Annotated in this window: 28 protein-coding genes; 17 read left to right on the top strand and 11 right to left on the bottom strand. The window is 60.2% G+C overall.

Annotated elements, in window-relative coordinates; genetic code table 11:
- Nucleotides 1-100 precede the first annotated feature (100 nt).
- The 4 genes from potA (at nucleotide 101) to BLU63_RS24175 (ending at nucleotide 4,341) form a co-directional block, all read left to right on the top strand.
- Nucleotides 101-1,243: a polyamine ABC transporter ATP-binding protein gene (potA, locus tag BLU63_RS24190; RefSeq protein WP_077749122.1), complete on the top strand. Its 1,143-nt coding sequence runs from the start codon at nucleotides 101-103 to the stop codon at nucleotides 1,241-1,243.
- Between the two features lie 29 nt (nucleotides 1,244-1,272).
- The gene (locus BLU63_RS24185) at nucleotides 1,273-2,154 is read left to right on the top strand and encodes an ABC transporter permease subunit (protein WP_167362304.1); all 882 of its coding nucleotides are present in this window, start codon (nucleotides 1,273-1,275) and stop codon (nucleotides 2,152-2,154) included.
- Nucleotides 2,151-3,035 (top strand): ABC transporter permease subunit, encoded by an 885-nt coding sequence (locus BLU63_RS24180; RefSeq protein WP_010455442.1) that lies wholly within the window; start codon nucleotides 2,151-2,153, stop codon nucleotides 3,033-3,035. Before BLU63_RS24185 ends, BLU63_RS24180 begins: the two co-directional genes overlap by 4 nt.
- Nucleotides 3,036-3,243: 208 nt before the next feature.
- Nucleotides 3,244-4,341 (top strand): polyamine ABC transporter substrate-binding protein, encoded by a 1,098-nt coding sequence (locus BLU63_RS24175; protein ID WP_083376435.1) that lies wholly within the window; start codon nucleotides 3,244-3,246, stop codon nucleotides 4,339-4,341.
- A gap of 151 nt (nucleotides 4,342-4,492) precedes the next feature.
- On the opposite strand, the gene thpR is transcribed toward BLU63_RS24175, so the two are convergent.
- Nucleotides 4,493-5,032, bottom strand: coding sequence for an RNA 2',3'-cyclic phosphodiesterase (gene thpR / locus BLU63_RS24170; protein ID WP_083376434.1), 540 nt, complete (start codon nucleotides 5,030-5,032; stop codon nucleotides 4,493-4,495).
- Between the two features lie 60 nt (nucleotides 5,033-5,092).
- Here thpR and BLU63_RS24165 point away from each other — a divergent pair, with 60 nt between their 5' ends.
- Nucleotides 5,093-5,287, top strand: a complete 195-nt coding sequence (locus BLU63_RS24165) for a hypothetical protein (RefSeq protein ID WP_010455448.1) — start codon at nucleotides 5,093-5,095, stop codon at nucleotides 5,285-5,287.
- A 14-nt stretch (nucleotides 5,288-5,301) separates the two neighbouring features.
- Here BLU63_RS24165 and BLU63_RS24160 read toward each other — a convergent pair whose 3' ends face one another.
- Both BLU63_RS24160 and BLU63_RS24155 read right to left on the bottom strand, forming a co-directional pair.
- On the bottom strand, nucleotides 5,302-5,655 hold the full coding sequence (locus tag BLU63_RS24160) for a DUF1428 domain-containing protein (protein WP_010455450.1): 354 nt from the start codon (nucleotides 5,653-5,655) through the stop codon (nucleotides 5,302-5,304).
- A 16-nt stretch (nucleotides 5,656-5,671) separates the two neighbouring features.
- Complete coding sequence (locus BLU63_RS24155) at nucleotides 5,672-6,739, bottom strand: hypothetical protein (RefSeq protein WP_083376433.1); 1,068 nt, start codon at nucleotides 6,737-6,739, stop codon at nucleotides 5,672-5,674.
- Between the two features lie 423 nt (nucleotides 6,740-7,162).
- On the opposite strand from BLU63_RS24155, the gene BLU63_RS24145 reads away from it, so the two are divergent.
- Nucleotides 7,163-7,432 (top strand): hypothetical protein, encoded by a 270-nt coding sequence (locus BLU63_RS24145; RefSeq protein WP_083376431.1) that lies wholly within the window; start codon nucleotides 7,163-7,165, stop codon nucleotides 7,430-7,432.
- Between the two features lie 2 nt (nucleotides 7,433-7,434).
- Here the strand turns inward: BLU63_RS24145 and BLU63_RS24140 are convergent, their stop codons facing one another.
- The 3 genes from BLU63_RS24140 to BLU63_RS24130 form a co-directional block, all read right to left on the bottom strand.
- A complete protein-coding gene (locus BLU63_RS24140) occupies nucleotides 7,435-8,067 on the bottom strand; it encodes a Vgb family protein (RefSeq protein WP_010455457.1) in 633 nt (210 codons plus the stop codon).
- 35 nt (nucleotides 8,068-8,102) lie between these two features.
- Complete coding sequence (locus BLU63_RS24135) at nucleotides 8,103-9,323, bottom strand: helix-turn-helix domain-containing protein (protein WP_083376430.1); 1,221 nt, start codon at nucleotides 9,321-9,323, stop codon at nucleotides 8,103-8,105.
- Nucleotides 9,324-9,512: 189 nt separating this feature from the next.
- Complete coding sequence (locus BLU63_RS24130; protein ID WP_083376429.1) at nucleotides 9,513-10,343, bottom strand: AraC family transcriptional regulator; 831 nt, start codon at nucleotides 10,341-10,343, stop codon at nucleotides 9,513-9,515.
- A 136-nt stretch (nucleotides 10,344-10,479) separates the two neighbouring features.
- Here BLU63_RS24130 and BLU63_RS24125 point away from each other — a divergent pair, with 136 nt between their 5' ends.
- From BLU63_RS24125 to BLU63_RS24115, 3 genes are all read left to right on the top strand, one after another.
- Complete coding sequence (locus BLU63_RS24125; RefSeq protein WP_077749112.1) at nucleotides 10,480-10,998, top strand: carboxymuconolactone decarboxylase family protein; 519 nt, start codon at nucleotides 10,480-10,482, stop codon at nucleotides 10,996-10,998.
- A 30-nt stretch (nucleotides 10,999-11,028) separates the two neighbouring features.
- Nucleotides 11,029-11,280, top strand: a complete 252-nt coding sequence (gene grxC, locus BLU63_RS24120; RefSeq protein WP_083376428.1) for a glutaredoxin 3 — start codon at nucleotides 11,029-11,031, stop codon at nucleotides 11,278-11,280.
- Between the two features lie 146 nt (nucleotides 11,281-11,426).
- A complete protein-coding gene (locus BLU63_RS24115; RefSeq protein ID WP_083376427.1) occupies nucleotides 11,427-11,858 on the top strand; it encodes a nuclear transport factor 2 family protein in 432 nt (143 codons plus the stop codon).
- 72 nt (nucleotides 11,859-11,930) lie between these two features.
- Here BLU63_RS24115 and BLU63_RS24110 read toward each other — a convergent pair whose 3' ends face one another.
- The gene (locus tag BLU63_RS24110; RefSeq protein ID WP_083376426.1) at nucleotides 11,931-13,136 is read right to left on the bottom strand and encodes an NAD(P)/FAD-dependent oxidoreductase; all 1,206 of its coding nucleotides are present in this window, start codon (nucleotides 13,134-13,136) and stop codon (nucleotides 11,931-11,933) included.
- A 257-nt stretch (nucleotides 13,137-13,393) separates the two neighbouring features.
- On the opposite strand from BLU63_RS24110, the gene BLU63_RS24105 reads away from it, so the two are divergent.
- The 6 genes from BLU63_RS24105 (at nucleotide 13,394) to BLU63_RS24080 (ending at nucleotide 18,835) form a co-directional block, all read left to right on the top strand.
- Nucleotides 13,394-13,963, top strand: a complete 570-nt coding sequence (locus tag BLU63_RS24105; protein WP_010455470.1) for an RrF2 family transcriptional regulator — start codon at nucleotides 13,394-13,396, stop codon at nucleotides 13,961-13,963.
- A 33-nt stretch (nucleotides 13,964-13,996) separates the two neighbouring features.
- On the top strand, nucleotides 13,997-14,398 hold the full coding sequence (locus BLU63_RS24100) for a hypothetical protein (RefSeq protein ID WP_010455472.1): 402 nt from the start codon (nucleotides 13,997-13,999) through the stop codon (nucleotides 14,396-14,398).
- Between the two features lie 11 nt (nucleotides 14,399-14,409).
- A complete protein-coding gene (locus tag BLU63_RS24095; RefSeq protein WP_077749107.1) occupies nucleotides 14,410-14,949 on the top strand; it encodes an HD domain-containing protein in 540 nt (179 codons plus the stop codon).
- A gap of 208 nt (nucleotides 14,950-15,157) precedes the next feature.
- Nucleotides 15,158-16,774 carry an arylsulfatase gene (locus BLU63_RS24090; RefSeq protein WP_083376425.1) on the top strand — a complete coding sequence of 539 codons (1,617 nt, stop codon included), beginning with the start codon at nucleotides 15,158-15,160 and terminating at the stop codon, nucleotides 16,772-16,774.
- Nucleotides 16,775-16,843: 69 nt separating this feature from the next.
- Nucleotides 16,844-18,112 (top strand): OmpP1/FadL family transporter, encoded by a 1,269-nt coding sequence (locus BLU63_RS24085; protein ID WP_083376424.1) that lies wholly within the window; start codon nucleotides 16,844-16,846, stop codon nucleotides 18,110-18,112.
- Between the two features lie 48 nt (nucleotides 18,113-18,160).
- A complete protein-coding gene (locus tag BLU63_RS24080; RefSeq protein ID WP_010455479.1) occupies nucleotides 18,161-18,835 on the top strand; it encodes a DUF3313 domain-containing protein in 675 nt (224 codons plus the stop codon).
- 33 nt (nucleotides 18,836-18,868) lie between these two features.
- On the opposite strand, the gene ligD is transcribed toward BLU63_RS24080, so the two are convergent.
- From ligD to BLU63_RS24065, 3 genes are read right to left on the bottom strand one after another with little or no spacing between them, the layout of a single operon-like run.
- On the bottom strand, nucleotides 18,869-21,469 hold the full coding sequence (gene ligD / locus BLU63_RS24075) for a DNA ligase D (protein ID WP_083376423.1): 2,601 nt from the start codon (nucleotides 21,467-21,469) through the stop codon (nucleotides 18,869-18,871).
- Nucleotides 21,466-22,458, bottom strand: coding sequence for a methyltransferase (locus BLU63_RS24070; RefSeq protein ID WP_083376422.1), 993 nt, complete (start codon nucleotides 22,456-22,458; stop codon nucleotides 21,466-21,468). Before BLU63_RS24070 ends, ligD begins: the two co-directional genes overlap by 4 nt.
- 9 nt (nucleotides 22,459-22,467) lie before the next feature.
- On the bottom strand, nucleotides 22,468-23,853 hold the full coding sequence (locus BLU63_RS24065; protein ID WP_083376421.1) for an iron-containing redox enzyme family protein: 1,386 nt from the start codon (nucleotides 23,851-23,853) through the stop codon (nucleotides 22,468-22,470).
- Nucleotides 23,854-24,045: 192 nt separating this feature from the next.
- Here BLU63_RS24065 and BLU63_RS24060 point away from each other — a divergent pair, with 192 nt between their 5' ends.
- Entirely contained in the window at nucleotides 24,046-24,486 is a 441-nt protein-coding gene (locus BLU63_RS24060; RefSeq protein WP_077749101.1) for a cupin domain-containing protein, read from the top strand.
- 123 nt (nucleotides 24,487-24,609) lie between these two features.
- On the opposite strand, the gene BLU63_RS24055 is transcribed toward BLU63_RS24060, so the two are convergent.
- Nucleotides 24,610-25,332, bottom strand: a complete 723-nt coding sequence (locus BLU63_RS24055; protein ID WP_083376420.1) for a tellurite resistance TerB family protein — start codon at nucleotides 25,330-25,332, stop codon at nucleotides 24,610-24,612.
- Between the two features lie 398 nt (nucleotides 25,333-25,730).
- Between BLU63_RS24055 and pcsA the strand changes: the two genes are divergently transcribed.
- Entirely contained in the window at nucleotides 25,731-26,453 is a 723-nt protein-coding gene (pcsA, locus tag BLU63_RS24045; RefSeq protein ID WP_010455490.1) for a phosphatidylcholine synthase, read from the top strand.
- The last annotated feature ends 3 nt before the right edge of the window (nucleotides 26,454-26,456 follow it).

The following is a 26,456-nucleotide window of genomic DNA, read 5'->3' as shown; positions in this document are numbered from 1 at the left end:
CCTACAGGGTTCGTGCTCCGACTGAACCTTTCCGGGCTAGCAATCCACTCTTAAGTCAGGCCGCGTTGGCCCGACGACTGAAACCTGTTGGGAGTTTCACATGGCAAACGCCTCCAGCATCTACAGGAAGGCTCTTGAGGGTCACCAGGCACCGAAAAAGGTGCTGGTGAAAGTCGACCGCGTCACCAAGAAATTCGACGAAACCACCGCGGTGGATGATGTCTCGCTTGAGATCCATCAAGGCGAAATCTTCGCCCTGCTCGGTGGTTCCGGCTCCGGCAAATCGACCCTGCTGCGCATGCTCGCAGGCTTCGAGCGCCCGACCGAGGGACGGATTCTGCTCGACGGTGTCGACATCACCGACATGCCGCCGTATGAACGGCCGATCAACATGATGTTCCAGTCATACGCCTTGTTCCCGCACATGACAGTGGCGCAGAACATTGCCTTCGGCCTCAAGCAGGACCGTTTGCCCGCCAGCGAAATCGACGCCCGCGTTGAAGAGATGCTGCGCCTGGTGCACATGACCCAGTACGCCAAACGCAAACCCCATCAATTGTCCGGCGGTCAGCGCCAGCGCGTGGCCCTCGCCCGCTCCCTGGCCAAGCGTCCGAAGCTGTTGCTGCTCGACGAACCGATGGGCGCCCTGGACAAGAAGCTGCGTTCGCAGATGCAACTGGAGCTGGTAGAAATCATCGAACGGGTCGGCGTGACCTGCGTGATGGTGACTCATGACCAGGAAGAGGCCATGACCATGGCTGAGCGCATCGCGATCATGCACCTGGGCTGGATCGCGCAGATCGGCAGTCCGGTCGACATTTATGAAGCACCGGTCAGCCGCATGGTCTGCGAGTTCATCGGCAACGTGAACGCCTTCGAAGGCACGGTGGTGGAAGACCTTGAAGGTCACGCGATCATTCATAGCCCGGACCTGGAACAGAAGATTTACGTCGGTCACGGCGTCAGCACCTCGGTGCAGGACAAGTCGATCACCTACGCGATCCGCCCGGAAAAAATGTTGGTCAGTACCCTCAAGCCGGACACTCGCTACAACTGGTCCGAAGGCAAGGTGCATGACATCGCCTACCTCGGCGGTCACTCGGTGTTTTACGTGGAATTGCCTGGCGGCAAAGTCGTGCAATCGTTCATGGCCAACGCCGAACGCCGTGGCGCGCGACCGACCTGGGACGACAAAGTCTACGTGTGGTGGGAAGACGACAGCGGCGTGGTACTGCGCTCATGAAAACACTCAATCAGCGGTTCATGCGGCTGATGCCGAGTGGTCGAAAGCTCGTCATCGGGATTCCTTTCCTGTGGCTGTGCCTGTTTTTCCTGTTGCCGTTCTTCCTGGTGATGAAGATCAGCTTCTCGGAAGCGGCCCTGGCCATTCCTCCTTACTCCGAGATCTACACCTTCGCCGAGCAGAAATTCCAGCTGCTGCTGAACCTCGGCAACTACTCGCTGCTGACTCAGGATGAGCTGTACATCTCGGCCTACTTCGGCTCGTTGAAGGTCGCGTTTTTGAGCACATTGATGTGTCTGGTGATCGGTTTTCCGATGGCCTACGCGATCACCAAGGCCAACAAGGAAACGCAAAACGTTTTGCTGCTGCTGATCATGATGCCGACCTGGACCGCGATCCTGATCCGCGTGTATGCGTGGATGGGCATCCTGAGCAACAACGGTTTGCTCAACGGTTTTTTGATGTGGACCGGGCTGACCGATCACCCGATCGAGATCCTCAACACCAACACGGCCGTGTATATCGGTGTGGTTTACGCCTACTTGCCGTTCATGGTGCTGCCGCTGTACGCCAACCTGGTCAAGCACGATCAAAGCTTGCTGGAGGCGGCGTCGGATCTGGGTTCGAGCAACTTCAATAACTTCTGGAAAATCACCGTGCCGCTGGCCAAGAACGGGATCATTGCCGGTTGCATGCTGGTGTTCATTCCGGTGGTCGGTGAGTTCGTGATTCCGGAGCTGCTGGGCGGCCCTGAGACGCTGATGATCGGTCGCGTGCTGTGGCAAGAGTTCTTCAATAACCGCGACTGGCCGGTGGCGTCTGCCCTGGCGGTGGTGATGCTGTTGATCCTGATTGTGCCGATTCTGCTGTTCAACCGCAGCCAGGCCAAAGAGATGGAGGCACGGGGATGAAACGCTTCGGATTTTCAAAGTTCATGCTGATTTTCGGCCTGTCGTTTATCTACTTGCCGATGCTGATTCTGGTGATCTACTCGTTCAACGCTTCCAAACTGGTGACGGTCTGGGGCGGCTGGTCGTTCAAGTGGTACGCCGGTCTGCTCGACAACACGCAACTGATGGGCTCGGTGGTGCGCTCGCTGGAAATCGCCTGCTACACGGCGATTGCGGCGGTGGCGCTGGGGACGTTGGCGGCATTCGTGCTGACTCGCGTGACGCGCTTCAAGGGTCGCACCTTGTTTGGCGGTCTGGTGACCGCGCCGCTGGTGATGCCGGAAGTCATCACCGGCCTGTCGCTGTTGCTGCTGTTCGTGGCGATGGCGCAGTTGATCGGCTGGCCGATGGAGCGTGGCATCGTCACCATCTGGATCGCCCACACCACGTTCTGTGCGGCGTACGTCGCGGTGGTGGTCTCGGCGCGTTTGCGTGAGCTGGATTTGTCCATCGAAGAAGCGGCGATGGACCTTGGGGCGAAGCCGTTCAAGGTGTTTTTCCTGATCACCATTCCGATGATCGCGCCGTCACTGGCGGCCGGCGGCATGATGTCGTTTGCCCTGTCGCTGGATGACCTGGTGTTGGCGAGTTTCGTCTCGGGGCCGGGTTCGACGACCTTGCCGATGGAAGTGTTCTCGGCGGTGCGTCTGGGAGTAAAGCCTGAGATCAACGCCGTGGCCAGCCTGATTCTGTTGGCCGTTTCGATCGTGACCTTCATGGTCTGGTACTTCAGCCGCCGTGCCGAAGCCACCCGCAAACGTGCGATCCAGGAAGCGATGGACCAGACCGCGAGCGAATCGTGGCAGCAACCTGAAAAGCGAATGGTGGAAGCGACGGTTTAGGTTGTTGAGTTAACTGTGGCGAGGGAGCTTGCTCCCGCTTGAGTGCGCAGCACTCAACCAATTGGCAGGGTCGCCAGAATTCTTGGGGCCGCTTCGCAGCCCAGCGGGAGCAAGCTCCCTCGCCACAGGTTGTGTATTGCCCCACAGGTTTTGTGTTTACCGCATTTTTGCTTTGTGTCACTGAATAAAAAAGAATGGAGTTGTACCGATGAAAATGTTTGGCAGGACTCTGCTGACACTGTCCTTAGTGGGCGCGATTGCCACCGTTGCCCAGGCCAATGACAAGGTTCTGCGCGTCTACAATTGGTCGGATTACATCGCCCCGGACACCGTCAAGAAGTTCGAAGACGAGACCGGCATCCGCGTGACCTACGATGTGTTCGACAGCAATGAAACCCTTGAAGCCCGCCTGCTCGCCGGTAAGTCCGGCTACGACATCGTGGTGCCGTCCAACAGTTTCCTGGCCAAGCAGATCAAGGCCGGGGTCTATCAGGAACTCGACAAGTCGAAGCTGTCGAACTGGAAAAACCTCAACCCGGTGCTACTGAAAAACGCGTCCGCCAGTGACCCGGATAACGGCCACGCTTTCCCGTACATGTGGGGTTCGATCGGCATTGGCTTCAACCCGGCCAAGGTCAAGGAAGTGCTCGGCGCCAATGCACCGACCAACTCCTGGGACTTGCTGTTCAAACCGGAAAACGCGGAAAAACTGAAAGCGTGCGGCATCAGCTTCCTCGACTCGCCTACCGAAATGCTCCCGGCGGCCCTGCACTACCTGGGATATCCGGTGAACTCCCAGGACAAGGCTCAGATCGCCGAAGCCGAAGCGCTGTTCATGAAAATTCGGCCGTCGGTGGCCTATTTCCATTCGTCGAAGTACATCTCCGACCTGGCCAACGGCAACATCTGCGTCGCGGTCGGTTACTCCGGGGACGTGCTGCAAGCCAAGGCGCGCGCCCAGGAAGCGGGCGACAAAGTGAAGATCGATTACAGCATTCCGAAAGAAGGGGCCGGCAGCTTCTACGACATGGTCGCGATCCCCAAGGACGCGGCGAACGTGGAGAACGCCTACCTGTTCATGAACTTCCTGATGCGCCCGGACATCATCGCCGAGATCACCAACAACATCGGCTACAGCAACGCCAATTCGGCGGCCACACCGTTGGTGGACGAGGCCATCCGGGATGATCCGGGGTCGTATCCGCCGCAAGCGGTCATGGCGACGCTGTATGCGATTCCGGATATGCCGATCGGCGTTCAGCGCGTGATGACTCGGGGCTGGACGCGAGTGAAACTCGGGAAATAGTCGCTCAATGATCGTTCCCACGCGTGGGAACGATCACTATCAAAGTTTCCGTTCACGTAGCGCCTTACCACCGCTGCATCCTCTCTGACGAACGGCCTCACCTGGCTTCCTCGGTTAAGGTGAACTTAGGCGCCCTCCTCGGGCGCCTTTTTTATGCGGGGGCCAGCGGCCATTCCGCCAGCGCCCGATACCGCCCCTTATGGGATTCAAACAAGACAAAGCGATCAGCCCGCAGGAAAAATTCGGGCGGCATCGCGGACTCAGGCACCGGCATTCGATAATCACGCATCAACGTCAGGTGCGGCCGAAACGCCTTCGGCGTCTCTTCAACGCCAAACGGCAACATCGCCTGTTCCAGCGCATACACCAGACGCAACAACTCCGGCGGTGCCTGCTCCGGCGCCAGGACCAACACCCCTGCCCGGCGCCAGACCTCCATTCGATCCAGCGCCAACCTCAGCGGTACACCCGGTATGTGGACCTTCCCGGCCGCCGTACAGATCTCGCCAATCTGCGCCACGCCGACAGCCCCCAAAAACAACAATGTCAGGTGAAAGTTTTCCGCCGGCACCGGACGCCCGCTGCGCAGCTCAAGGGCGCTGCGCCATTGAGCAATGGCCTTGCGCTGCTCCGGCGGGCAATTGAGTGCGAAAAACAGCCGCTTGAACGGTTCACGGGATTCGTCAGTCATGCCTGGCAGCTCCTGACATGCACGTTATAGTTGAACCAACCGAATCAACGGGAGGGGGCCATGCGACAGATCATCAGCAAAGAGCCATGGTGGGCAATGCCACCGAAACCGGGGCAGGATGAGTCCGAGCTGGAATGGGGCTGGCTGGTTCACTATAGCGAAGGTGAGCCGCGCTTCGAATTCGTCAGGGAGCGGCCGACGGACAGCGAGATCCGCAACCGCAAAAGTTGCAGGATCACCCCGTCGCCGGAGTGATCCTTTCGACGGGATCAGGCCTTCACGATCATTTCAAAACCACCAAAGACCAGGCGCTGGCCATCGAAGGGCATCGGATTGACGTCCGGCTGCATTCGCGGATCGTTCATCATTTTGTCCATGCCCGCGTTACGGGTGGCCTTGTCCGGCCAGATGATCCAGCTGAACACCACGGTTTCGTCCTCCTTGAGTTTCACCGCCATGGGAAACGAGGTTACTTTGCCGTCCGGCACGTCGTCGCCCCAGCATTCAGCGACGCTGAGCGCGCCGCACTCCTTGAAAATAACGGCGGCGGTTTCGGCGTGTTTCTTGAATTTTTCGCGGTTGGCGGTGGGCACGGCAGCGAGGAAGCCATCAACGTAGGACATGGTGTTTCTCCTTCGGTTATGGAACGGTCTGCTGGGTAGTCGATTCTGTCGGGCTCCAATCGACAGCGCCGCCGCCCGAACTGACCGACGGTACGTCGGCGCTCTCCGCCAGGTTGCCCTCGATCTGCGCCGCCATGTACAGCGTCCCCGCCATGACGCCGGAGGTCGGGTTCTGCACCAGTTTCATCCAGGCCTTGTCGAACGTATTGCCCAGGCTGGCGCGAATCAGCGCTTCGCTGTCCGGCCGGTCATTGGCCTGAATAATCGCCCGAATGCCGGCTACCCCCACCGAAATCAGGGCGCCGGCCAGTTTCCCGGCTGCTGCGGCCACCGCACTGGCCGCGCCTCGCGGGGCCATTTCGGCCTCCATCCGTTGACTGGCGCGCTTGGCCACCGGCGCCATGGCGGTGTCGGTCGAATCAACGCCTTTGTCGCCCCCCGCCTTGTGGATCTTCTCGATCAACGCCGCGTAAGCCGGCAACGAATTCAGCGGTTGGGTGTGCACGACTTGATACAGCGACGCATCACGCGCGGGCGGTGGCCCGAGTGCTATCGCGGGGATTTTCTGGATGCGGCCGTTGAGCTGGGCCATCGGCACGCCGTGGCGCTGGGAGATTCGCTGCAGTTCCTCCTGAAGAATGTCCACGTAGAAGGCCGTCGCCAAGCCGAGAATCGCGTCGGGATCGATCTCTACCGCGACCGGCGCCAGCACGCGTTTCTGGTATTGCTCCAGCAGGTAGGCCGCCAGGCGCTTGGCCGAGGCATCCTGCTCACCCTTGGCACTGAGGCTGTACCAGCTGACCTTCACCGATAGCCATTCCTGGGTCCAGTAACTGCTGAACCAGGGAATGAAGTTCTCTTCGGTCAGTTGGTAGACCCGCATGCGCCAGTAATCCATGGCGCCCCGGGCATAGATTTTGGTCTGCTCGGTCGCGGACTGCGACGCGGCGACAATCTCCTGGTCCACCTGCCGCCACGTGCTTTGCGACACCACCACGACCGGCGCCACCACCGGGGCACGCACAGGCGTGGCGCATCCCGCCAACACCACCATCACGGGGACGATCAGCGAACGCAGGTTCAAGATCGCGGTTCCTACAGTGTTCCCCGGACGGTATGTCCGGTGTTCAAAGGACTGTTTATTTGAGTATAGGTGGCGGGGTTTGTTCGCTTGGAGCTGGTGGTGTTTTCCAGGGCCTCATCGCGAGCAGGCTCGCTCCCACAGTGGTCTGGTGGTGAAACACAGGCTTGCGAACGACGCCAATCCCTGTGGGAGCGCGCCTGCTCGCGATGGGGCCCTGAAGATCACCATCAACGGCGTCGATACTCACCATCGCGACGATTGCCTTCCGCTAAAAAACCGCCAGGCGCAGGATCAACCCATCCCAAGGCAAAAGCCCACACCGGAGGGGAAAATCATGTTGATCCATCTGCTGACCTGCCTGGCCCTGACGGCCGTTACGCTGACTGTCTTTTCCTACATCGTCCTCGCCAAGGAGCGCAGATTATGATCCACGCCATTAGCCTTTGCGTAAGCTTCCCGGTGTTCGGCAGCAACTTCTATTCGCAGCCATTCGTCTCTCGCAAAGAGCTGTCACTGGTGTTCGACAAAAACTTCGAGGCATTGCTGATACCGGCAGCCGCGAACCACTTCAACAATGAAGTGGTCGGGCTCAACGATCAATTCCGGTTCCTCAATGACGTGTTGGTTGAACACCTGCTGGAGATCGAATTGGCCCAGAGCGCGCCTCGGTCTTCGCGTCAATTCACGTTTTAGGATCAGGCGGGCCGACGAACGGCCCTCACCTTTCCACTATTGCCTCCGCCGCAAAAAAATCGGTCCGCACCGTCGGACTCAAGCCCTGACACGCCGACACCGGTTGGTAGCGTGAGGCTTTCCAGCACCTCGCCGGTGTTCGGGTCTACTCGCCGCAATTCACCTTCCTCACCTTCCCAAGTGCCGTGCCAGAGCGCGCCTTCCACCCAGGTCACCCCGGTGACGAACCGGTTGGACTCGATCGTGCGAAGAATCTTGCCGGTGTCGGGGTCGATTTGATGGATCTTGCGTTCGCGATACTGGCCCACCCAAAGCGTGCCTTCAGCCCAGGCGAGCCCTGAGTCGCCCCCACCGCCGGGCGCCGGAATGGTGCCGAGTACACGACCATTCGAAGGATCGATCTTCTGAATGCGATCCTCGGCGATCTGGTACAGGTGCCGGCCGTCAAAGGCTGTTCCGGCATGCGCGGCGACATCAATGGAACGAGGCGTCTTACCGCTTACAGGGTCGAGGGCGTTGAGTTTTTCTCCGGAGGCGAACCAGACATGCTCGCCGTCATAAGAAACGCCATGCACGGCGTCGACGCCCGGAAAAGGTCCGTATTCGTGAATGATCTCGGCAGATGATTGCTTCATGGTTGCATCCTCTTCGTTGGGTGGTGAGATGGATCCTAGTCACCCGGCACCCAAGCTGTGAGTAACAAAGTCGTCGCGAATCCAGGCAGCGGCGGCGTCATCCAGCGTCGGGCGCGCCCGCGACCAAACGATTGCACTTTGCCGGCGGTTGCCAGCGAATCGAGGGCCCGTTGCACCGTGCGTTGACTGGCCTTCAGCGCCAGGGCCAGCGCCGAACTCGACCACGATTCGCCGTCGGCCAGGAAGGCCAGCAGCGCCGCCTGGGGCTCTTCGACGGGCCACGCCAGTACGACAACGTCATCAGCACTCTCTGGTTGCAGCGCAAACCCGCGTTTCGTCGCACTGATACCGGCCAGGGGTTTCAGCGCTTTGCGAAGCCGACCGATTTCGACGCGCAGTCTGGCGCGATGAGATTCATCGGTTAGCTTCTGGCGAAAGGCCTGGGTGATCAGTGTTTCCCGCGCCACATCCTCGGGCCAGGCTTCGGCCAACGCCCGCACGAGGGTGAACAACACCGGTCGTTTGGCCAGGGACACCGACATCCCCGCGCCGCGCACGCCGCATCGGCACGCGTCGACGACCAGAGACGGTGAACTCAGCAATGCTTCCACCTCATCCAGCCGCAGGGGGCGTTCTTCACCCCGGGCAATCAGTCGCGCAGCGGGCGTGTCGAGGACTTGAGCGGCGTGTTCAACCTCGGCGGTGAGCGCGGGAATACCGGCGTCTGAGGCCGCACGTTCGGCCCTTTCGAGCGCAGACCGCGCCCTTCTTGTTTCGAGTCGCCGCACGGCGATCCCGGCCACCACTAATTCATGAACGACGCGCAATGCCGGCGGCAGCGGTGCGGGGTCGAGCTCGGCGAGCAAACGGTCGACTTCATCCAGACGCCCGATCAACAACAAACGTCGAACCTGCAAATACCGCGCATGGGCCGCATTCGCGCCATCGCCATGCGCCTGCAAGGTCACTCGCGCCGCTTCGAGCGCCTTCACCGGCCAGCCGAGATCCCGTGAAGCCAGGGCGATTTCGGCCTCGGCGACCACGCACCGCGCCCGGGCCACAGGCGCTTTCGGACCGAAGGCGCGTGCGGCGCTGCGCACCAACGCCTTGGCCCGGACCAGATCGCCCAATTGCGCCATGGCGATGCCGCGAAGCGCCAGCGCAGGGGCATCGTCGCGCAAGGCAACCCGGTTCAGCGCACCGAGGGGATCGCCCGCCGCGAGTGCGTGCGCTGCGGCGGTGATCAGTGAGTCCATTTGAATTGCGCCACAGGTGTCACTCCCACGGTTCGGTGCCCGTAGATGAGTCTATCTCACGCCCACCCAACCTGTGGGAGCGAGCCTGCTCACGAAAGCGGTGGGTCAGGCGCTATCGATGTTGGATGTGCCGACCTCTTCGCGAGCAGGCTCGCTCCTACAGGGAACGTGCTTGACCAACGGGGGTGGTCACCGCGGGCGTTTGGCGTCTTGCAACCACTCGCGCGGGCTGGCACCGGTTTTACGACGAAACGCCCGGGCCAGCGCCGAGGGGCTTTCGTAGCCGACTTCATCGGCGATCAGCGCGATGGACTTGCCCTCACGCAAGCGTTTCTGCGCCAGGCTGATCCGCCAGCTCACCAGATAGTCGACCGGCGTCTGCCCCACCACCGAGCGAAAGTAGTCGGCGAAACTGGCCCGGGACATATTGGCTGCCGCCGACAGTTCGGCCACGGTCCAGGCCTTGCCGGGCGCGTCGTGCATCAGGCTCAAGGGGCGCGCCAGGCGTGGGTCGGCGAGACCGGCCATCATCCCGGGCGTCTGGTCACGGCTGGTCAGGATGTGCCGCAACAACTGAATCACCAGCAGTTCGAACAGCCGATCCATCATCGCTTCGCGACCACAAATGCCGCCGAACGCCTCGCTGAACAGCCAGTCCAGCGTGCCGGCCAGGGTCGGGATGCTGTCGAGTTTGAGCACCAGGTATTCAGGCAGCGCGGCCGCCAGGGCGTTGCCCGCCCCACCGTCGAACTCCAGAGAGGCGCACACCAATTGAGTGCCCGACGCTTCGCTGGCGAACAAGCGGTGACGATAAGGTCGCGGGAAAAAAATCAGCGTCGGTTCATTGAGCTGCAGGACTCGCTCATCAGCCAGTTTGAGCGTCAGTTCGCCAGTCTGAAGCAAATGCAGGTGTCCGGTGGCCTGGTCGCCATCGAAGGACGTGACGCCGCAAAAATCGCCACTGTGGAAAGTGCCGGCACTGACACCGAAATGCGTGAGCAAGGTGGACAAGCGATCCATGGAACGACTCCCCGGGGAACATATCTGGACGATCTGTCGCATATCCTCGACGATTTGCACCCTCAACGCCAGCGCAGATCCATAGCATGGACCCCGTACCCAGCGCATACCGCGCTTGAATCGACGGAGTCTCAACATGAGCCGCATCGCCCCCCTGAACCTTGAACACGCCACCGACACCACTCGCCCGCTGCTGGAAGGCGTGCAGAAAAAAATCGGCTTCTTGCCCAACGTCTTCAAGACGCTGGCCCATGCCCCCGCCGTCCTGTCGGCCTATCTGCAACAGTCGGTGGCCTTGGGCAAAACATCCCTGAGCGCCCCTGAAAAAGAAGCCATCTTTCTGGCCACTTCGCAGGTCAACGGTTGCGACTACTGCCTGGCGGCGCACACCGTATTTGCCGGCAAGGCCGGGCTGTCCGCGCAAGACATCGTCAGTGCTCGACACGGCCAACTCAACGCATTTGCCACGCTGGCCCGGCAAATCACCGAAAGTCGCGGCCACCTGAGTAACGAGCAGATTGAAGCGGCGCGTGCAGCCGGCATCACCGATGCCAAGATCATCGAGGTGGTCGCCCACATTGCCTCGCAGACACTGACCAACTACCTCAACAACCTGGCCCTGACCGACATCGACTTCCCTGCCATCGATGCTTGAGGCGGATGTCTGACCCGAGGAGTACACCCCATGAGCACTGTGACGCTTTACACCACCGACACCTGCCCTTATTGCCGCAATGCCAAGGCGCTGCTGGCCAGCAAAGGCATCGCCAGCCAAGAGATCAATGTTCAATCGGACCCCGAAAAATTCCAGGAAATGCTCACCCGCAGCGGTCGTCGCAGCGTGCCGCAGATATTCATCGGTGACACGCATGTCGGAGGCTTCGACGACCTGGCCAAACTGGACCGTCAAGGTGCCCTGCTATCGATGCTGGCCTGAAGCTGCAATCCAAACCCCCTCCCTTTAACCGGCAAGACTTCTATCAGCCCATAGAAGTCTTGCCACGTCGTATTGCCACTATTCATTAAATTTCTGCTAGGTTGTACGATGACCGATGAGTAATTCATAACAACAAGGAACTACCCATGAAAAAAGTGAAAGTGCTGATTGGTTTTCTGTGCCTCTTCAGTGGCTACGTGATGGCAGCCCCTGCTCCGGGCGAGAAGGATGTGGCGCAGGCGGTGGACCATCTGACGCAAGCCATGCTCAACAAGAACATCCCCGAACTGAAAGCGCTTACTGCTGAGAACCTGACCTACGGGCACTCGAGCGGCAAGGTCCAGGACAAGAAAGACTTCATCGCCGATATCGAAACGGGCAAGAGCGCTTTCAAAACCCTGGAAATGCAGAACCAGACCATCACCGTCTCGGGTGATGTAGCGCTGGTTCGTCATCATTTTTCGGCACAGGCGATCAAGGGCACCGAGGTGGTCCCGACTGAAATCGAAAACTTCCAGATCTGGCAAAAGAAGTCCGGCAAATGGTTGCTGGTAGGCCGGCAAGCCTTCCGCATCTGAATAAAAAAATCCCGCCCAAGGTGACTTGAGCGGGATTTTTCATACAGGCAGCCTTATCGAGACAGCTGCTTATCAGGCCACAACCGGAATCATCGGGTCCGCAGCCGCCAGCGCAGTTGCGCGGTCAGCGGCCGGCGGATAGATCCACACCGTATTGATCTGGGTCTTCAGCGATTTGCCTTCCTCCTTGACCAGTTTCACCTGGCGATCCCAACCCTCGGTGTACACCGCGCCCCACGCGCCCAGATCCAGACAGGTAACGTACTTGGGCTGGCTGTACGCCTTCGGCGCCACGCCCAGGATTTGCGCAGCGACGTTGTTGCCGGCATGACGGCCCAGCGAGATCGCGTGTTGGCAGGTCATCATGGCGTAGTTGCCGATGTCATCCGCGGCGGCATAAGCCACATCACCGGTGGCAAAGATGTCGTCCTGACCGATGACTTTCAGGTGGGCGTCAACGTGCAGGCGACCGAGGTGGTCGCGTTCGGCCGGGATCTGCTCGGTCAGCGAGCTTGCCCGCACCCCGGTGGTCCAGACCACAGTCTTGGCGTCGATGCGTTGGCCATCGGCCAGGGTCACACCGTTTTCATCGACAGCAACGACCGACGACTTCAAGCGCCATTTCACGCCCAGCTCAGTGCTGGCTTCGGCGATCGACTGGCTGATTTCGCTGCCCATGGACGCCCCGACTTTTTCACCGCGATCGACAATGATCACTTCAATGTCAGCGTCCTCGCCGAGGATGGCCCGCAGACGCGCCGGCATTTCAGTCGCCGTTTCAATCCCGGTAAAGCCGCCACCGGCCACAACCACGGTGTTTCGAGCTGTGCTTTGCGGCAGGTTGGCCAGGGATTTCAGATGGTTTTCCAGGCGTATCGCCTGTTCAATCTGGTCCACGTCAAAGGCGTGTTGGGCCACGCCCGGAGTGTTGGGTAACGCGAGACCGCTGCCGGTGGCCAGAACGAGTTTGTCGTAGCTGCACACCTGTTCGGCACCCGATGCATCGGTGTAGCCGACTTGTTTTTGCTGCACGTCGATGGATTGCGCTGCGCCCTTGATGAACTTCACACCGACGGCATCGAACAGGTCGCCAAGGGGTGCCGCCAGTTGATGAGCATTCGGCTCGTAGAAGCGTGGACGCACCCGCAGCTCGGCCTGAGGCGCCAGTACCGTGACGTCTACGTGGTTGTGATCATGGATGTCCAACAGGCGCGTGGCGCTCAATGCCGTCCACATGCCACCGAAACCTGCGCCGATGACCAGAATGTGCTGTTTCATTGTTTTAACTCCGAAGAAGACCAAAGACTGAACTCGTCGCCGAGCTGACAACGGCGACTATAGTGATCCGAGTTACAAGACGCAACGACCTTCTATCGATGGTTATCATCACACATTCAGATACCTCGACAATCCAGACGCAAGCTTCTATCCATATGCAGCACGGGACAGACAGGCGATCAAGGGCATGCCGATGCTTCGTTGCACCCCTGACAATCGGCTGGTAACATTGGCGACTCTTTCAGTCGGAGATAACCATGTCTCTCTACAGTGCGGGCGTTGAGTACGGCATTCACTGCCTGCTTTTTCTGGTAGGCGATTACGGCGACAGCCGTGAGGCGAGCGTGCGCGACCTCGCTGAGCTGCAAGGCGTGCCGCTGGACTACCTGGCGAAAATCTTCACCAAACTGGCCAAGGCCAAACTGGTGGTCGCGACCGAGGGCGTGCGCGGCGGGTTCAAACTGGCGCGGCCGGCGGACGAAATCAGCGTGCTGGACATCGTTAACGCCATTGATGGCCAGAAGCTCATCTTCGATTGCCGTGATATCCGTGGGCGTTGCGCGTTGTTTGAAGGCTCCCCGCCGACGTGGGCAGTGGAAGGTCATTGCTCGGTTCACGCCGTCATGATGACCGCGCAGCAACGCATGGAAGACGCCCTCGCCCAGCAGACCATTCTCGACCTTGCCCGCAGGGTCGGACGTAAAGCCCCGGCCGAGTTCGGCGCCCAGGTGGACAACTGGATCAATGATCGTCGGGAAAGGAAAACGGTGACCGGCACTCAGCCCGACGGCGAACAGATCATCCCGGTGACCGATATTTCCGACTGACGATTCGTCTGGGGCGCTCTATGATTAAGGCCCATGACGACCTCTGCTCCGATCCGCTCACCCTGCCCGCCCGGCGCCTGCATCTGCGGGCGAGACCCGTTGCTGGAAACACCGGGCGCGGACGTGCGCATCCTGTTTCTGACCCGACAGGAAGAAAAGCGTCTGCTCGATCGTCTGGAAAACCTGGAAAGCCTGGCTGACCTCGAACGCTTGCAAAACCGCATGTACGCACAACTGGGCATCCGTGTGGACATCGTCCCCAGCTTCAATGAAGTGCGTACCATGCGCGGCATCGGCATCACCCTCGGCGAGTTGCCGGGCTTGTGCCGCAAGACCCGCCAGTCGATCCCCGCCGCGATTCGCCGCAGCCTGGAGAAACGCCCGGAGATCGCCTTCGAGATCCTCAACGCCAATGACCTGTTGCGCGACGCGTGAGGTCCGTACCGATGAACCCCCTTCTCGAATTCCCCGTGACCGACGAAATACTGACGTCCTACGCCCTGGCGATCGGTGCCGATTTGTTGGGTTATCGCAATCACATTTACCGGGTGCTGAACTTCTACCGCGCGATCAGCGGCATTGAAGGCCTGCCCTCCGAAGCCGTGCAGATCGCCGGGGCGTTTCACGACCTGGGCATCTGGACCGATCAAACCATTGATTACCTGGAACCCTCGGTGCGCCTGGCCACCGACTACCTCGCCAATCGGCAACTGTCGCACTTGAGCGGCGAAGTGACGGCACTGATCCTGGAACACCACAAAGTGCGGTCCTATGCTGCCGACCATGCGCTCAGCGTCGAGCCCTTCCGACGCGCCGATATCATTGACGTGTCGCTCGGCCTGCTGACGTTCGGCCTGCCGCGGGCCTACATCAAAACGGTGAAGTCGGTACTGCCCAATCATGGTTTTCACGGGATGCTGCTCCGGCAAACCGCACGGCAATTCCTGCGCTCCCCGCTCAAACCGCTGCCAATGTTTCGCTGGTGATGGAGTCGTCGGGCAGGGATTGGTGCGAAAAGATCAGTTGAATCCGGCCATCGCCGACCATGCTGTAAAGCTCATGAGACAGCTGCCCATCACTGTCAATTACTACTGGATATTTCCCAGTTCATACCTACGCTCTTTCGGGGGATACCCCATTTAAAAAAGGTCGGGGGGCCTGACTTCGGTACTTATCAGTACGCAGGAGCTGCTCATGAACCAGACAAAATTAACCCGGTTGTTTGCTGTTTCAATGTTGTTGTCTGCAATGGTTCTACCCGGCATCACCCAAGCGGCCGACAAACCCGCCCCCAACATCGTGGTCATCATGGGCGACGATATTGGCTGGTCCAATATCGGCGTCTACAACCAGGGCATGATGGCCGGCCGGACCCCCAATCTCGACCAGCTCGCTGCAGAAGGCATGCGCTTTACCGACTACTACGCCGAAGCCAGTTGCACCGCCGGGCGTGCCAATTTCATTACCGGTGAACTGCCGATCCGTACCGGCATGACCACGGTCGGCCAGGCCGGCTCACCTGTCGGTATTCCCGCTGAAGCGGTCACCATTGCCACCGCGCTCAAGGCCATGGGTTACTCCACTGGCCAGTTTGGCAAAAACCATCTGGGCGACTTGAACGAATTTCTGCCCACCGCGCACGGGTTCGACGAGTTCTTCGGTTACCTCTATCACCTCGACGCCATGGAAGACCCGGCACACCCCAACTATCCGCAAGAACTTCTGGCCACCGTTGGCCCGCGCAACATGGTCCACAGCTGGGCGACCACCACCGACGATACGACGGTGATGCCGCGCTGGGGCAAGGTCGGCAAACAGAAAATCGAAGACGCCGGTACGCTCTATCCCGAGCGGATGAAAACCGTCGACGACGAAATCCGCGACAAGGCTTTCACCTTCATCGACAAGGCCAAGACCGATAACAAACCGTTCTTCCTGTGGCTGAACCCGACCCGCATGCACATCGTCACGCACCTGTCCGACAAGTACGAAGCGATGCGCAATTCGCAGAATGGCTGGTCGGAGCAGGAAGCCGGCATGGCGCAGCTCGATGACATCGTCGGCGACGTCATGGCCAAGCTGAAAAAAGACGGCATGGATGACAACACCATCGTGATTTTCACCACCGACAACGGCGCGGAAAACTTCACCTGGCCGGATGGCGGCACCACACCGTTTGCCATGGGCAAAGGCACCGTGATGGAGGGTGGCTTCAGGGTTCCGGCGATCGTCCGCTGGCCTGGCAACGTACCGGCCAACACCGTGGCCAACGGCATCATGTCCGGCCTGGACTGGTTCCCGACCCTCGTTGCCGCCGCCGGCAACCCGAACATCGCCACCGAGCTGCTCAAGGGTAAGCAATTGGGCGACAGAACGTACAAGGTCCACCTCGATGGCTATGACCAGACACCGATGATCACCGGTAAAGGTCCGTCGAACCGGCATGAAGTTTTCTACTTCGGCGAAAGTACGCTGGGTGCGATCCGTATCGATGACTTCAAGTACCGCTTCATCGATCAGCCCGGTGGCTGGCTGGGGGCTAAGGTCACGCTGGACATGCCGGTCCTGACCAACCTGCGGCTCGACCCGTTTGAACGCGCCGGGTGGCCGGAAAACATGGCAGCCAGTGGCTCACTGGAGTACTTCGAGTGGTTCAAGTTCCAGTTCTGGCGCTTTGTGTTTGTACAGCAGCAGGTGGTCAAACTGGCTGAAACGGCGGTTGAGTTCCCACCCATGCAAAAAGGCGCGAGCTTCAACCTGGAAGCGGTCAAAGCCAGGATCGAAGCAGCCCGGGCGGCCATGGCCAAGTAGACAGGCGAATTACACGGGTGGCGGATGCCAGCCACCCGCGTTCATGACGGACATCCGCTGAGGTGATCCATGCAATTAAAAACAGCCGTCCTACCCGCCTTCACCCTGTTTGCGCTGTGCTGCCAGCAGGCCCAGGCCGGCGGCATCATGCTCTATGAAATCGGCACCGATAACGTGGGGCTTGCCAACGCCGGTGCCGCCGCCCGTGCACAAGGCCCTTCCACCATCGCCAGCAATCCGGCGGGCATGAGTTATCTGCCAGGTACGCAAATTACCGGCGGATTGCAGGTGCTCTATGGCGACCTGAGCTTTGATCGCGACTCAAACACCAACGGCACGGGCAGCGGCAGTGGCAATGCCTTCGACCCGATTCCCGGCGGCAGCTTTTTCATCAGCCATCAATTCGATGACCACTGGAGCGTCGGTTTCGGCAATTACGGCGACTTCGGGTTGGCGGCCAATTACGACAACAACTGGTCCGGGCGCTATTTTGCGCAGAACGTCAGCCTCGCCGGTTTGTCGTTTGTGCCCAGCGTGGCGTATCGCTTCGATGATCAATGGTCGGTGGGCGTCGGTGTGAAAGCCATGTACGGCATGCTGCAAGCGCAAACCGCGATCGATCGTTCACCCTTTGGCTTCACCGACCGCAGCGACGGCCAGTTCAAGTACAAAGACAACGATTGGGGTTTTGGGGCGAATGTGGGAGTGATCTACGCCCCGCAACCCGGCACCCGTATTGGCCTGGCCTACACCAGCAAGGTCGATCTGGACTTCGAAGACCGGCTGGATGTGAAAGGCGACGGCCGTTTGCTGGAGCGCGTCAACAACACCAATACCCAACTCGACATGACCGTGCCGCAAACCGCGACCCTGAGCCTGTTCCAGCAACTCGACCCGCGATGGGCCTTGCTCGCCTCCGTCAACTGGCAGGACTGGTCCGAGTTCGGCGATATCGCGGTGCAAGTCGACACCACCGCAGTCGGTTCACAATCGACCACCGTCGACGCCCATTTCAAAGACACCTGGCAACTGGCCCTGGGCGCGCAGTACCAGGCCACCCCGCAGCTGTTGTGGAATTTCGGCGTGGCTTACGACAGCAGCGCCGTTTCCGACGGCAACCGCACGTTTACCGTGCCCATGGACGAATCCTGGCGCGTTGCGGCTGGGGCCACCTATGCTCTGAACAAGGTCACCGACATTAACGTCAGCTGGGCCATGGTCTGGCTTGGCGACATGCCGGTCGACCAGACCAAGTCCACGTCGGGCACTCGAACTTCCGGTCAATTCGACAATGCCTGGATTCAAGCGGTGACCGGAAACATGACCTGGCGTTTTTGATGCCTGCAATCGAAAAAAAAAGACAACCCCCATGGAGCACACACCACAATGAACCTGTCCCGGAAATTATTCATCGGCGTCGCATTGACCAGTCTGCTACTCGGGGGCTGCACCTCGAAAGTCACCGAAAAAGACCAGTACTCGGGCTTCCTTACCGACTACAACAACTTGCAGCAAGTCACCACCACCAGTGGCGAAACCGCGATGCGCTGGGTGAGCCCGTCCTGGAATCCAAACGCCTACGACACCGTGGTCTTCAACAAACTGGAGCTCTATCCGGCGCCCAAGCCGACCGAGCGGGTCAATCGGCAAACCCTGGATGAACTGCAGAACTACATGACCAGCAAGGTCAAAGGTGTGTTGGGGCAGAAATACCGCGTGGTATCGAGCGAACAATCAGCGCCGGGCGGTTCAAAAAAACTGATCATGCGCGCGGCGATCACCGGGGTGAATGCCGAAAACGAAGGTATGAGATGGTATGAAGTGGTGCCTGTCGCGGCCGTTGTCGGTGGTGTTTCCGCTGCCAGCGGGCATCGGGATCAGGACTCCACGTTGTTCATCGAGGCCGAGTTTAAAGACGCCAGCACCAACCAGACCGTGGCCAAAGTCGTGCGCAAAGTCTTCGGCAGCACGCTGTCCAATGCCAGCCAGGAAATCACCGCCAAAGACTTCAAGGTGGCGATCGACAAACTGGCCAGCGATTTGCAGGCGTTTGTCCGGTAGCGGCAGCTGCAAAGAGCGCGACTAACCAAGACGCTATTTTTTCATTCCGACCCGCCGACGCATGTCGGCGGTGATGGTTTGCCGGGTTTTCTTCAAGTCTGCCCAAGGTTCATCACCCACTTCAGCCAGTCGTTCCTGCACGTTGTGGATATTCCACTGATTACCGCCCTTGAGCTCTGCCACCTCTTCCCGAAAAATCGGCACTGACACCGGCAACCCTTCGCGGGTGCGGGCGGCATAGGCGCAGATGGTAGTGGCACCCAGTCCATTGCGCAGGTAATCGATGAAGATCCGTCCGACGCGATTCTTCGGCCCTGACACCGCCGAAAAGCGCTCCGGCAGCAACTTCGCCATGTGGCTGACAATTGCGTGGCTGAAGTCCTTCACCTCGTCCCAACCGTGCTTGCGGGTCAGCGGCACCACCAGGTGAATCCCCTTGCCGCCGCTGGTCTTGAGGAAGGCCTTGAGCCCCAGCTCATCCAGCACCGACAGCGTCAGCTGAGTCGCCTCGACCATGCTTTTCCACGGCAGCGCCGGGTCCGGGTCGAGGTCGAGAACGAAGCGGTCAGGTTTGTCGAGATTCTCCGTGGTAGCGTTCCAGGTGTGCAGTTCCACCGTGCTCATCTGCACGGCGCCAATCAGCGCTTCGGCGTTGTTGATGATCATCACCGGTTGGCCGGTGACGTCCTTGTCCAGCGTGGTGATGCCCGGAATGGCCAGGCGCTCGGCGTTTTTCTGGAAGAACAGCTCGCCCGCGATGCCATCCGGGGCGCGCACCAGCGCCACCGGCCGATCCTTGAGCTCGGGCAGAATCCATTCGGCGACGCTGGCGTAATATTCCGCCAGCTGCACTTTGGTGGTGCCGCTGCTTGCATCGATCACCCGATCCGGGTGGGTGATGCGCACCTTGCCGTCGCCGAGGCCGACTTGTGAGGGCGCGGGCGCTGCCTTGGCCGTTTTCTTTTTCGTCGCGGTGGCCGGTTTGTCAGCGGCGGATTTCCTGCTGGTCTGGGCTTTCACGGCTTTCGCACGCTCCTCGGTGATGTCTTCGGCGGGCTTGTCATCGCGCAAGCCATGGAATACGGCATGGCGCACCGATCCGTCCTTGGTCATCTCGGCGAACGCGACTTCGGCGAGCAACACCGGTTTGAGCCAATGCACACCCTTGGCGTCGAAACCGGTCGGCGGATTGACCACCGCCGGTTTTTTTACCTGCAACGGTTTGAGCTGTTCATAAATGTGCTTGAGCGTGGTCTCGTTGAAACCGGTGCCGACCTTGCCAGCGTAGCGCAACTCGCCACTGTCCCGGTCATGCAATCCCAACAGCAGCGCGCCGAAGGCATTGCGCGCACCTTTGGGATCGGTGAACCCGACCACGACGAATTCCTGCCGATGTTTGCACTTGAGCTTGATCCAGTCACTGCTGCGCCGTGACACATAAGGCGACCCCAGGCGCTTGCCGATCAGCCCTTCCATCTGCATTTGGCAGGCACTGTTGAGCAAGGCTTCCGGCTCCTCGCCGAACGCGTCGGAGAAGCGCAGCAAAGGATCTTTATTGGGTTTGAGCACCGTTGCCAGCGCGACCCGCCGCTCCTCGACCGGCACCTCGCGCAGGTCCACGCCATTGAGGTAAGGCATGTCGAACAGGTAATAAAGGATGTTGCCGCTGCGATTGGATTCAAAGGCATTTTGCAGCGCCTGAAAGTCCGGCACACCCTGCTCGTTAGCCACCACCATCTCACCGTCGAGCCAGGCGGACTCCAGGCCCAGAGCGGCCAGCGCCTCGGCCTGTTTCGGCAATTTGTGGGTCCAGTCGTGGCCGTTGCGGGTGAAGAGTTTCACCTCGTCGTGGTCGATGCGCGCCATGATCCGGTAGCCGTCGAACTTGATCTCATAGCTCCACTCGCCCGGCGGGGCTTTTTCCACCAGCGTCGCCAATTCCGGTTTGAGCTGGTCGGGCAGCTTGGCCTTGTGAGCCCCGGTGAGTTGCGCCGACCGCTGTTTAGCCGCGACCTTGCGCGCCGGCTTCTTCACCGGTTTGGGCTTGGCGGCGGTCTTGGCCTTTTTGGGGACAATGGTGCGGTCACTGAGCACGCTGTCGGGTTCGGCGGCGACCACGTCGTAATCACTCTCGGGTTTCGCCGCGCTGTCCTGATGCTTGATCAGAAACCACTGCTCCTGCTTGCCCGGCATGTGCGTGCGAACCAGGTTCCACAAGCCGCCGAGTTTCTCGCCTTGCAGCTCGAACTTGAGCTTGCCTTTGGCATAGGCCTTGGCCGGATCTTCCTGGGGGATCCACACGCCCCGGTCCCAGACAATCACATCGCCGGCACCGTAATGCCCTTCCGGAATGCTGCCCTCGAACGTGGCGTAATCGATCGGATGGTCTTCAACGTGGACCGCCAGGCGCTTGACCTTGGGGTCTAGCGAGGGGCCTTTCGGCACGGCCCAGCTTTTCAGTGCGCCATCGAGTTCCAGGCGAAAGTCATAGTGCAACCGCGAGGCATCGTGCTTCTGGATACAGAACTGCAAGGCATGGTCTTTCGCAGTTTTCTTGCCTGAACGTTTCGCGGCGGGCTCAGAGGTCGCCGAAAAATCGCGCATGCGGTTGTAATCATCCAGATTCTTGTTCATGGCGCACCTGTTGGCTCGACGCGTCCCCCAATGCCGGGGCCGATGCGCGTGACGATCAAGGCCACGACCGCAATCCGCTCCACCCGTTGATAGCCGGGCGTCAGCAACTCTTCACCGAACACATCGGGATCGAGTTCGCGATAGGTCCAGCCGAACATCGGCGATTCAAGGCGCGGGGTCAGTGCCTCAAGAAACGGATCCTGGCCATCGATCATTGCCACCCCGGTGTACAGCACCAAAGAGCCACCGGGCGCCAGTCGAAGCAACGCCTGCTCGACAATGCGCAACGATAACTGCGCACCGAGAGCGCCGCCACCATGCCGGTAAGCGCGCTCGGTGGGGTCGGCCATGTAGGGCGGATTGGCGACGATCAGGTCGAACTGGCCGTCGACGTCCTGCAGCACATCGCTGGCCTCGACCGTGACGTTAGCGACTTCCGCCAGGGCCGCGTTGACCGCCGTCAAACGCAGCGCCGCGGGATTGATATCGACGGCCAGCACCTCGGCTTCACGGCGTGCGCGGGCAATCACAATCGCCCCGACACCCGCGCCGCAACCAATGTCGACGGCGCGCCGGATCGGCGCGAAGGATTGTTGAAGATGAGCGTGGATCAGCTGCGCAAACCGGTAGCTGTCCGGTCCGAAAAACACCGCGTCCGCCGCGTCGGTGGGAAACCCCGAGTGCACGAACAGCAAATCATCGAGGCTGGACCAGCGCACGCGGCTTTTCAGTCGGCCGTTGCTTTCTTGCAGCACGCCCGCCTCCTGCAACTGCCGCTGTTCATCGGTCGACAGCAGGCCCGGTTCGAATGAGCGCGACCAGCCGAACACGTCGCGCAAGGTCCGGGCGTTTTGCCCAAAGGCACGGTCGTTGACCCGCTGGTGCGTGAGCGGCGTCGGGGTGATAAACCGGTAACCATCGGCCTGCAAACGGCGCCCCAGCTGCACCAGCGCCAGATCGGCAGCGCCCAGTTGTTCTTCCTGATTCATGCCGTGCTCCTATCGCAGGCTGGATTTGAGTTCGATGAACCGTCGCGTAGCCATCAGGCCGGCTGGATGGGAATGCCGATGGGCCGACAACCACGGGATCAGCACGGGCATCTGCTCGTGTGCGGCAAGCCCCTCCAGCGAGGTTTGCAGGCTCTGGATATCCGGGTCGTTGTCGGGCACTGGCGGTTCTGTCGCGACACTCGTGCCTCGGCGGACCGCTGTGGCTGAGCGCTCAGGCGTCCAGTTGCCGGCAATCCAGTCATGCAGCAGCTGTTTTTCATAGGGGCTGAATACGCCGAACATGGCGGCACCATCCCCCTCGATCAACTGCCAGAAGCGACTGGCCTGAGGATCCTGTCCGCGCTTGATCCAGCCCTTTTTTTCCATGGCGGCAAGGAACCCTGGCAACTGCTCCGGCGCGGACAGCCATTGGTTGACGGTCTTGCCTTCAAAACGGCAGTAGTCGGAATGCATGTGCTGGCCGAACGGACGCTTGCGCTCAAGCATGTTGAGCAACTCGGCGTCGAGGTCGAACGATTCGATGATCGCGCGACTGCCCTGCCCCAGATCATTGAGTCGATAACCCAGCGCGACCCGACGCAGAAAGTCTTCGCGATCGCCTTCCACCGGCAGCAGTTGCAGCACCGACTGCACGGCTTTTTGCGCGTGGCCGGTGCTGGCGTTGTCGATGGTCACGTGCAGGGTGAAGTAATACGGATCGATGCCCAATTCGCTGAGTTCATAGGCGCTGATCAGCAGGTGCAACGGCAGCTGTTCGTAGCCCAGGTTGTAGCCGATCACCTCCGGCAAAAACTCGTCGGCGGATTCGCCCAGCGCCAGTTGTATCGCGCCCTGCAGGTAATGCTCGTCGGCGATCACCCCAGGGTCTTGCAGACCATGTTCGGCGAGCAGCTTGCGGTAGATCACCACATGATTCTGCGCCGGGTTGCCGTCGCCGAGCTCTTCCAGATAGGTGCAGATCAGCCCTTCGAAACGCGGGTCGCGCCACTGACGCAACAGGCCGTACAACCAGGCGCCGTCGACCAGTTTGGTCGGGGCCACGGCTTGCAGGAAAAACAGCGCGTGGGCCTTGTTAGTGAAAAACTGCCGGGGCCCGCCTTCTTTGCGTTGTTGCAGGTAGTCGGCGTATTGGCGGGCAACGTCGACGCTGTGGTGTTCGACGAACGATTGCAGGGCCGACAGGTCCGTTGGCATTTCTTGAGGCAAGTGGGTGGCGTGTTCCAGCTGCACCTCTAGAAAGCTTCGCGCCAGAGCACGCCGTTGCTCGGAGTCGACGCCCAGCAGCAGGTGTTCATAGGCTTGTTTAAGGCTCCCGGCGGCCGGGATCGGGTGTTCGTGGGCGGGCCGCGATTCAAGTCGTGTCAGGGCAGTCATGGGCGCATCTCTCGGTCTAAGGCCAGTGGCAGGACGTTGAATCAACACGTCTCTACATCAGCAGAGCGATTTGCCCGGAGAAAAATTCAATCGACGTTGAAATCGCCCTGACGGACGGACCTGTGCAGCACCGCCCGCCCGGCGCACGCGGCCTATAATCAGCGGGTGCGGGGTCATCTTCGGAGAGCAGTCATGCGAACGGTGCACGTCATCGAGCAATCGCCGGCACCCGTAAATGTCGTGGGCGAGGCGATCACCATCCTCGCGGGCGGCGACCTCAGCAAGCCCTTTGAGATGCATATTCAGGAAGGCGTGCAAGGTGGAGGGCCGCCGCTGCACTTTCATCCGTGGGACGAGGCGTTCTATGTGGTCGACGGCCAGGTCGAAGTGACCGTGGCGGGCAAGTCCACCACCGTCTCGGCCGGGGGGTATGTGCATATCCCCGGGGGTTCGATTCATGCCTACAAGAACATCAGCCCTACCGCGAAGATGATTGGCGTGGTGTCGGATCCGCGGGGCGGGCAGTTTTTTGCGGCGGTGGATCAATTAAGGGTTCCGGAGGATTTACCGCGGATACTGGAGATTGCCGAAGCGTACGGGGTTATTTTCCTGGTGCCCAAACCGGCAGTTTGACCGCGTTATCGTTCTTCGCTAGCAGGCTAGCGCCCACAGGGACCTTGCGCACACCGCAAATCCACTGTGGGCGCTGGCCTGCTAACGAAGGCGGCCTGAAAGACAACCCGGTTTAACGGGCCCCTAAACCGCACCACCCTTGGCCTGCTGCTCCAGATGCACTTGCAGCTCAGGGTCAATCTTCAGCGCCGCCGCCAGCTCATCCAGATAGTTGCGCTCGGCATCCTGCTGATCGTCCACCAGCATCACGCTGGCCAGGTACATCTCTGACGCCATGCCAGGATCCGTCGCCGACTGCGCCACATCGGCGGCATCCAGCGGCCGGGCCACTTCGTCATCCAGCCATTGCTGCAATTGCGGGTCTTCGGTGTGACGTCCCAGTTCGGTACTGATCATCTGTTTCTCGGCGTCGTCGATCCGGCCGTCGGCCTTCGCTGCAGCAATCAACGCCCGCAGCACAGCATGGCTGTGCTCCTCGACTTCCGGGCCGGACAAAAGGTCTACAGTACGCGGTGCCTGTTGCGGCGCAGCCGCCTGACTGCGTTGCCATGCCTGATACGCCTGGAAGGCCATCATCCCGAGCGAAGCCAGGGCCGCATAGTTGGTGCCGCCACTTGAGCGGGTGCGGGTCGAGCCGCCCAGCGGTGAGCCGCCGCCGAGCAGGCCACCGAGCAAACCACCCAATCCGCCCCCGCCCGTGGCTGAACCACCGCCACCGCCCAACAAGCCGCCAAGCAACCCGCCCAGACCGCCGTCGATGCCGCCCTGGGCAGATGCGCCACCCTGTCGCTCCCTGGAGCCCTGGCCGGCCCGCAGGAGTTGTTCGAGCAAATCGCTGGTGTTCATGACGACGTCCTCATCGATGGGAGTGACCCGGTCAGGCAACAATAGTCCTCGCCGGCAAATGCGCCATTACCGTTTGGCCTGTGGCGAGGGAGCTTGCTCCCGCTAGAGTGCGTAGCACTCACAAAAACCGGCATTGCTGCCACATTTTTTGGGGCCGCTACGCAGCCCGGCGGGAGCAAGCTCCCTCGCCACAAAAACGGGTAAGTCTGTGTGCCAGTGTTCAGTGAACAGCACTGCAGATTAATCCAAAGTATTTTTTGCCGGCCCAGCTAAGATTTACTGGCGGTGAACCTTATTCCCGGATTTCCGGTCGATACCTGCAACCGAACCGGTTTGCCGCCGCCCTTGATAATGAGGGTGATGACTGGCTTGCTTCATCTTTCTGGAGAACGCCCCCCGTGATATCCACCCTACACATCGCCAGACTCAAAGCATGGGGCGCCCATGGTTTTACCGCCACCGGCGTGGTCACTGCCTTCCTCGCCACCCTCGCCTTGCTGGAAAACCAGGCCACCAACTGCCTGCTGTGGCTGGGCGTGGCCCTGATCGTCGATGGGCTGGACGGTGCCCTGGCACGCAAGGTCAATGTGCAGTCGGTGTTGCCGAGTTTCGATGGATCGATTCTCGATCTGGTGATCGACTACCTGACGTATGTGTTCATCCCCGCGCTGTTCATCTATCGCTACATCCCCTTGCCGGACTACACGCTGCTGCTGACCGTGTCGCTGATTCTGGTTTCGTCGCTGTTTTGCTTCTGCAACGTCAACATGAAAAGCAAAGACAATTACTTCCAGGGCTTCCCCGCCGCCTGGAACGTCGTGGCCCTGTGCCTGTACATCATCGCCCCGTCGCCATGGATTACCTTCCTGACGATCATTGGCCTGGCCTTGCTGACCGTGACCCGCATGAAGTTCCTGCACCCGTTTCGCGTGCGCAAGTTCATGCCGATCAACATTGCCGTGACCGCCATCTGGCTGCTGTGCAGCTTGTCGCTGGTGGTCAATCACCCGGTCATCAACCCGATGGTCATGGGGCTTTGGCTGCTGATGTCGGCTTACTTCCTGGGGATCTGCATCTGGCGCACCGCCATGGAGTGGTTCGACGGATCGCGCCAAAAGTAACGC

Origin of the sequence: Pseudomonas mandelii, assembly GCF_900106065.1 — a bacterium.
Lineage (GTDB): Bacteria > Pseudomonadota > Gammaproteobacteria > Pseudomonadales > Pseudomonadaceae > Aquipseudomonas > Aquipseudomonas mandelii.
This window is presented reverse-complemented; position numbering and strand designations above follow the sequence as displayed.

Bases quoted from the DNA above. Each gene is read 5' to 3' on its own strand.
- BLU63_RS24145 (WP_083376431.1), top strand. From the start codon at position 7,163: ATGATCCACGCCATTAGCCTTTGCGTAAGCTTCCCGGTGTTCGGCAGC.
- thpR (WP_083376434.1), bottom strand. From the start codon at position 5,032: ATGACTGACGAATCCCGTGAACCGTTCAAGCGGCTGTTTTTCGCACTC.
- BLU63_RS24115 (WP_083376427.1), top strand. From the start codon at position 11,427: ATGAAAAAAGTGAAAGTGCTGATTGGTTTTCTGTGCCTCTTCAGTGGC.
- BLU63_RS24125 (WP_077749112.1), top strand. From the start codon at position 10,480: ATGAGCCGCATCGCCCCCCTGAACCTTGAACACGCCACCGACACCACT.
- BLU63_RS24055 (WP_083376420.1), bottom strand. From the start codon at position 25,332: ATGAACACCAGCGATTTGCTCGAACAACTCCTGCGGGCCGGCCAGGGC.
- BLU63_RS24095 (WP_077749107.1), top strand. From the start codon at position 14,410: ATGAACCCCCTTCTCGAATTCCCCGTGACCGACGAAATACTGACGTCC.
- BLU63_RS24080 (WP_010455479.1), top strand. From the start codon at position 18,161: ATGAACCTGTCCCGGAAATTATTCATCGGCGTCGCATTGACCAGTCTG.
- BLU63_RS24060 (WP_077749101.1), top strand. From the start codon at position 24,046: ATGCGAACGGTGCACGTCATCGAGCAATCGCCGGCACCCGTAAATGTC.
- grxC (WP_083376428.1), top strand. From the start codon at position 11,029: ATGAGCACTGTGACGCTTTACACCACCGACACCTGCCCTTATTGCCGC.
- BLU63_RS24065 (WP_083376421.1), bottom strand. From the start codon at position 23,853: ATGACTGCCCTGACACGACTTGAATCGCGGCCCGCCCACGAACACCCG.
- potA (WP_077749122.1), top strand. From the start codon at position 101: ATGGCAAACGCCTCCAGCATCTACAGGAAGGCTCTTGAGGGTCACCAG.
- BLU63_RS24180 (WP_010455442.1), top strand. From the start codon at position 2,151: ATGAAACGCTTCGGATTTTCAAAGTTCATGCTGATTTTCGGCCTGTCG.
- BLU63_RS24090 (WP_083376425.1), top strand. From the start codon at position 15,158: ATGAACCAGACAAAATTAACCCGGTTGTTTGCTGTTTCAATGTTGTTG.
- ligD (WP_083376423.1), bottom strand. From the start codon at position 21,469: ATGAACAAGAATCTGGATGATTACAACCGCATGCGCGATTTTTCGGCG.
- BLU63_RS24175 (WP_083376435.1), top strand. From the start codon at position 3,244: ATGAAAATGTTTGGCAGGACTCTGCTGACACTGTCCTTAGTGGGCGCG.
- BLU63_RS24110 (WP_083376426.1), bottom strand. From the start codon at position 13,136: ATGAAACAGCACATTCTGGTCATCGGCGCAGGTTTCGGTGGCATGTGG.
- BLU63_RS24135 (WP_083376430.1), bottom strand. From the start codon at position 9,323: ATGGACTCACTGATCACCGCCGCAGCGCACGCACTCGCGGCGGGCGAT.
- BLU63_RS24100 (WP_010455472.1), top strand. From the start codon at position 13,997: ATGACGACCTCTGCTCCGATCCGCTCACCCTGCCCGCCCGGCGCCTGC.
- BLU63_RS24085 (WP_083376424.1), top strand. From the start codon at position 16,844: ATGCAATTAAAAACAGCCGTCCTACCCGCCTTCACCCTGTTTGCGCTG.
- BLU63_RS24070 (WP_083376422.1), bottom strand. From the start codon at position 22,458: ATGAATCAGGAAGAACAACTGGGCGCTGCCGATCTGGCGCTGGTGCAG.
- BLU63_RS24185 (WP_167362304.1), top strand. From the start codon at position 1,273: ATGCCGAGTGGTCGAAAGCTCGTCATCGGGATTCCTTTCCTGTGGCTG.
- BLU63_RS24130 (WP_083376429.1), bottom strand. From the start codon at position 10,343: ATGGATCGCTTGTCCACCTTGCTCACGCATTTCGGTGTCAGTGCCGGC.
- BLU63_RS24105 (WP_010455470.1), top strand. From the start codon at position 13,394: ATGTCTCTCTACAGTGCGGGCGTTGAGTACGGCATTCACTGCCTGCTT.
- BLU63_RS24160 (WP_010455450.1), bottom strand. From the start codon at position 5,655: ATGTCCTACGTTGATGGCTTCCTCGCTGCCGTGCCCACCGCCAACCGC.
- BLU63_RS24140 (WP_010455457.1), bottom strand. From the start codon at position 8,067: ATGAAGCAATCATCTGCCGAGATCATTCACGAATACGGACCTTTTCCG.
- BLU63_RS24165 (WP_010455448.1), top strand. From the start codon at position 5,093: ATGCGACAGATCATCAGCAAAGAGCCATGGTGGGCAATGCCACCGAAA.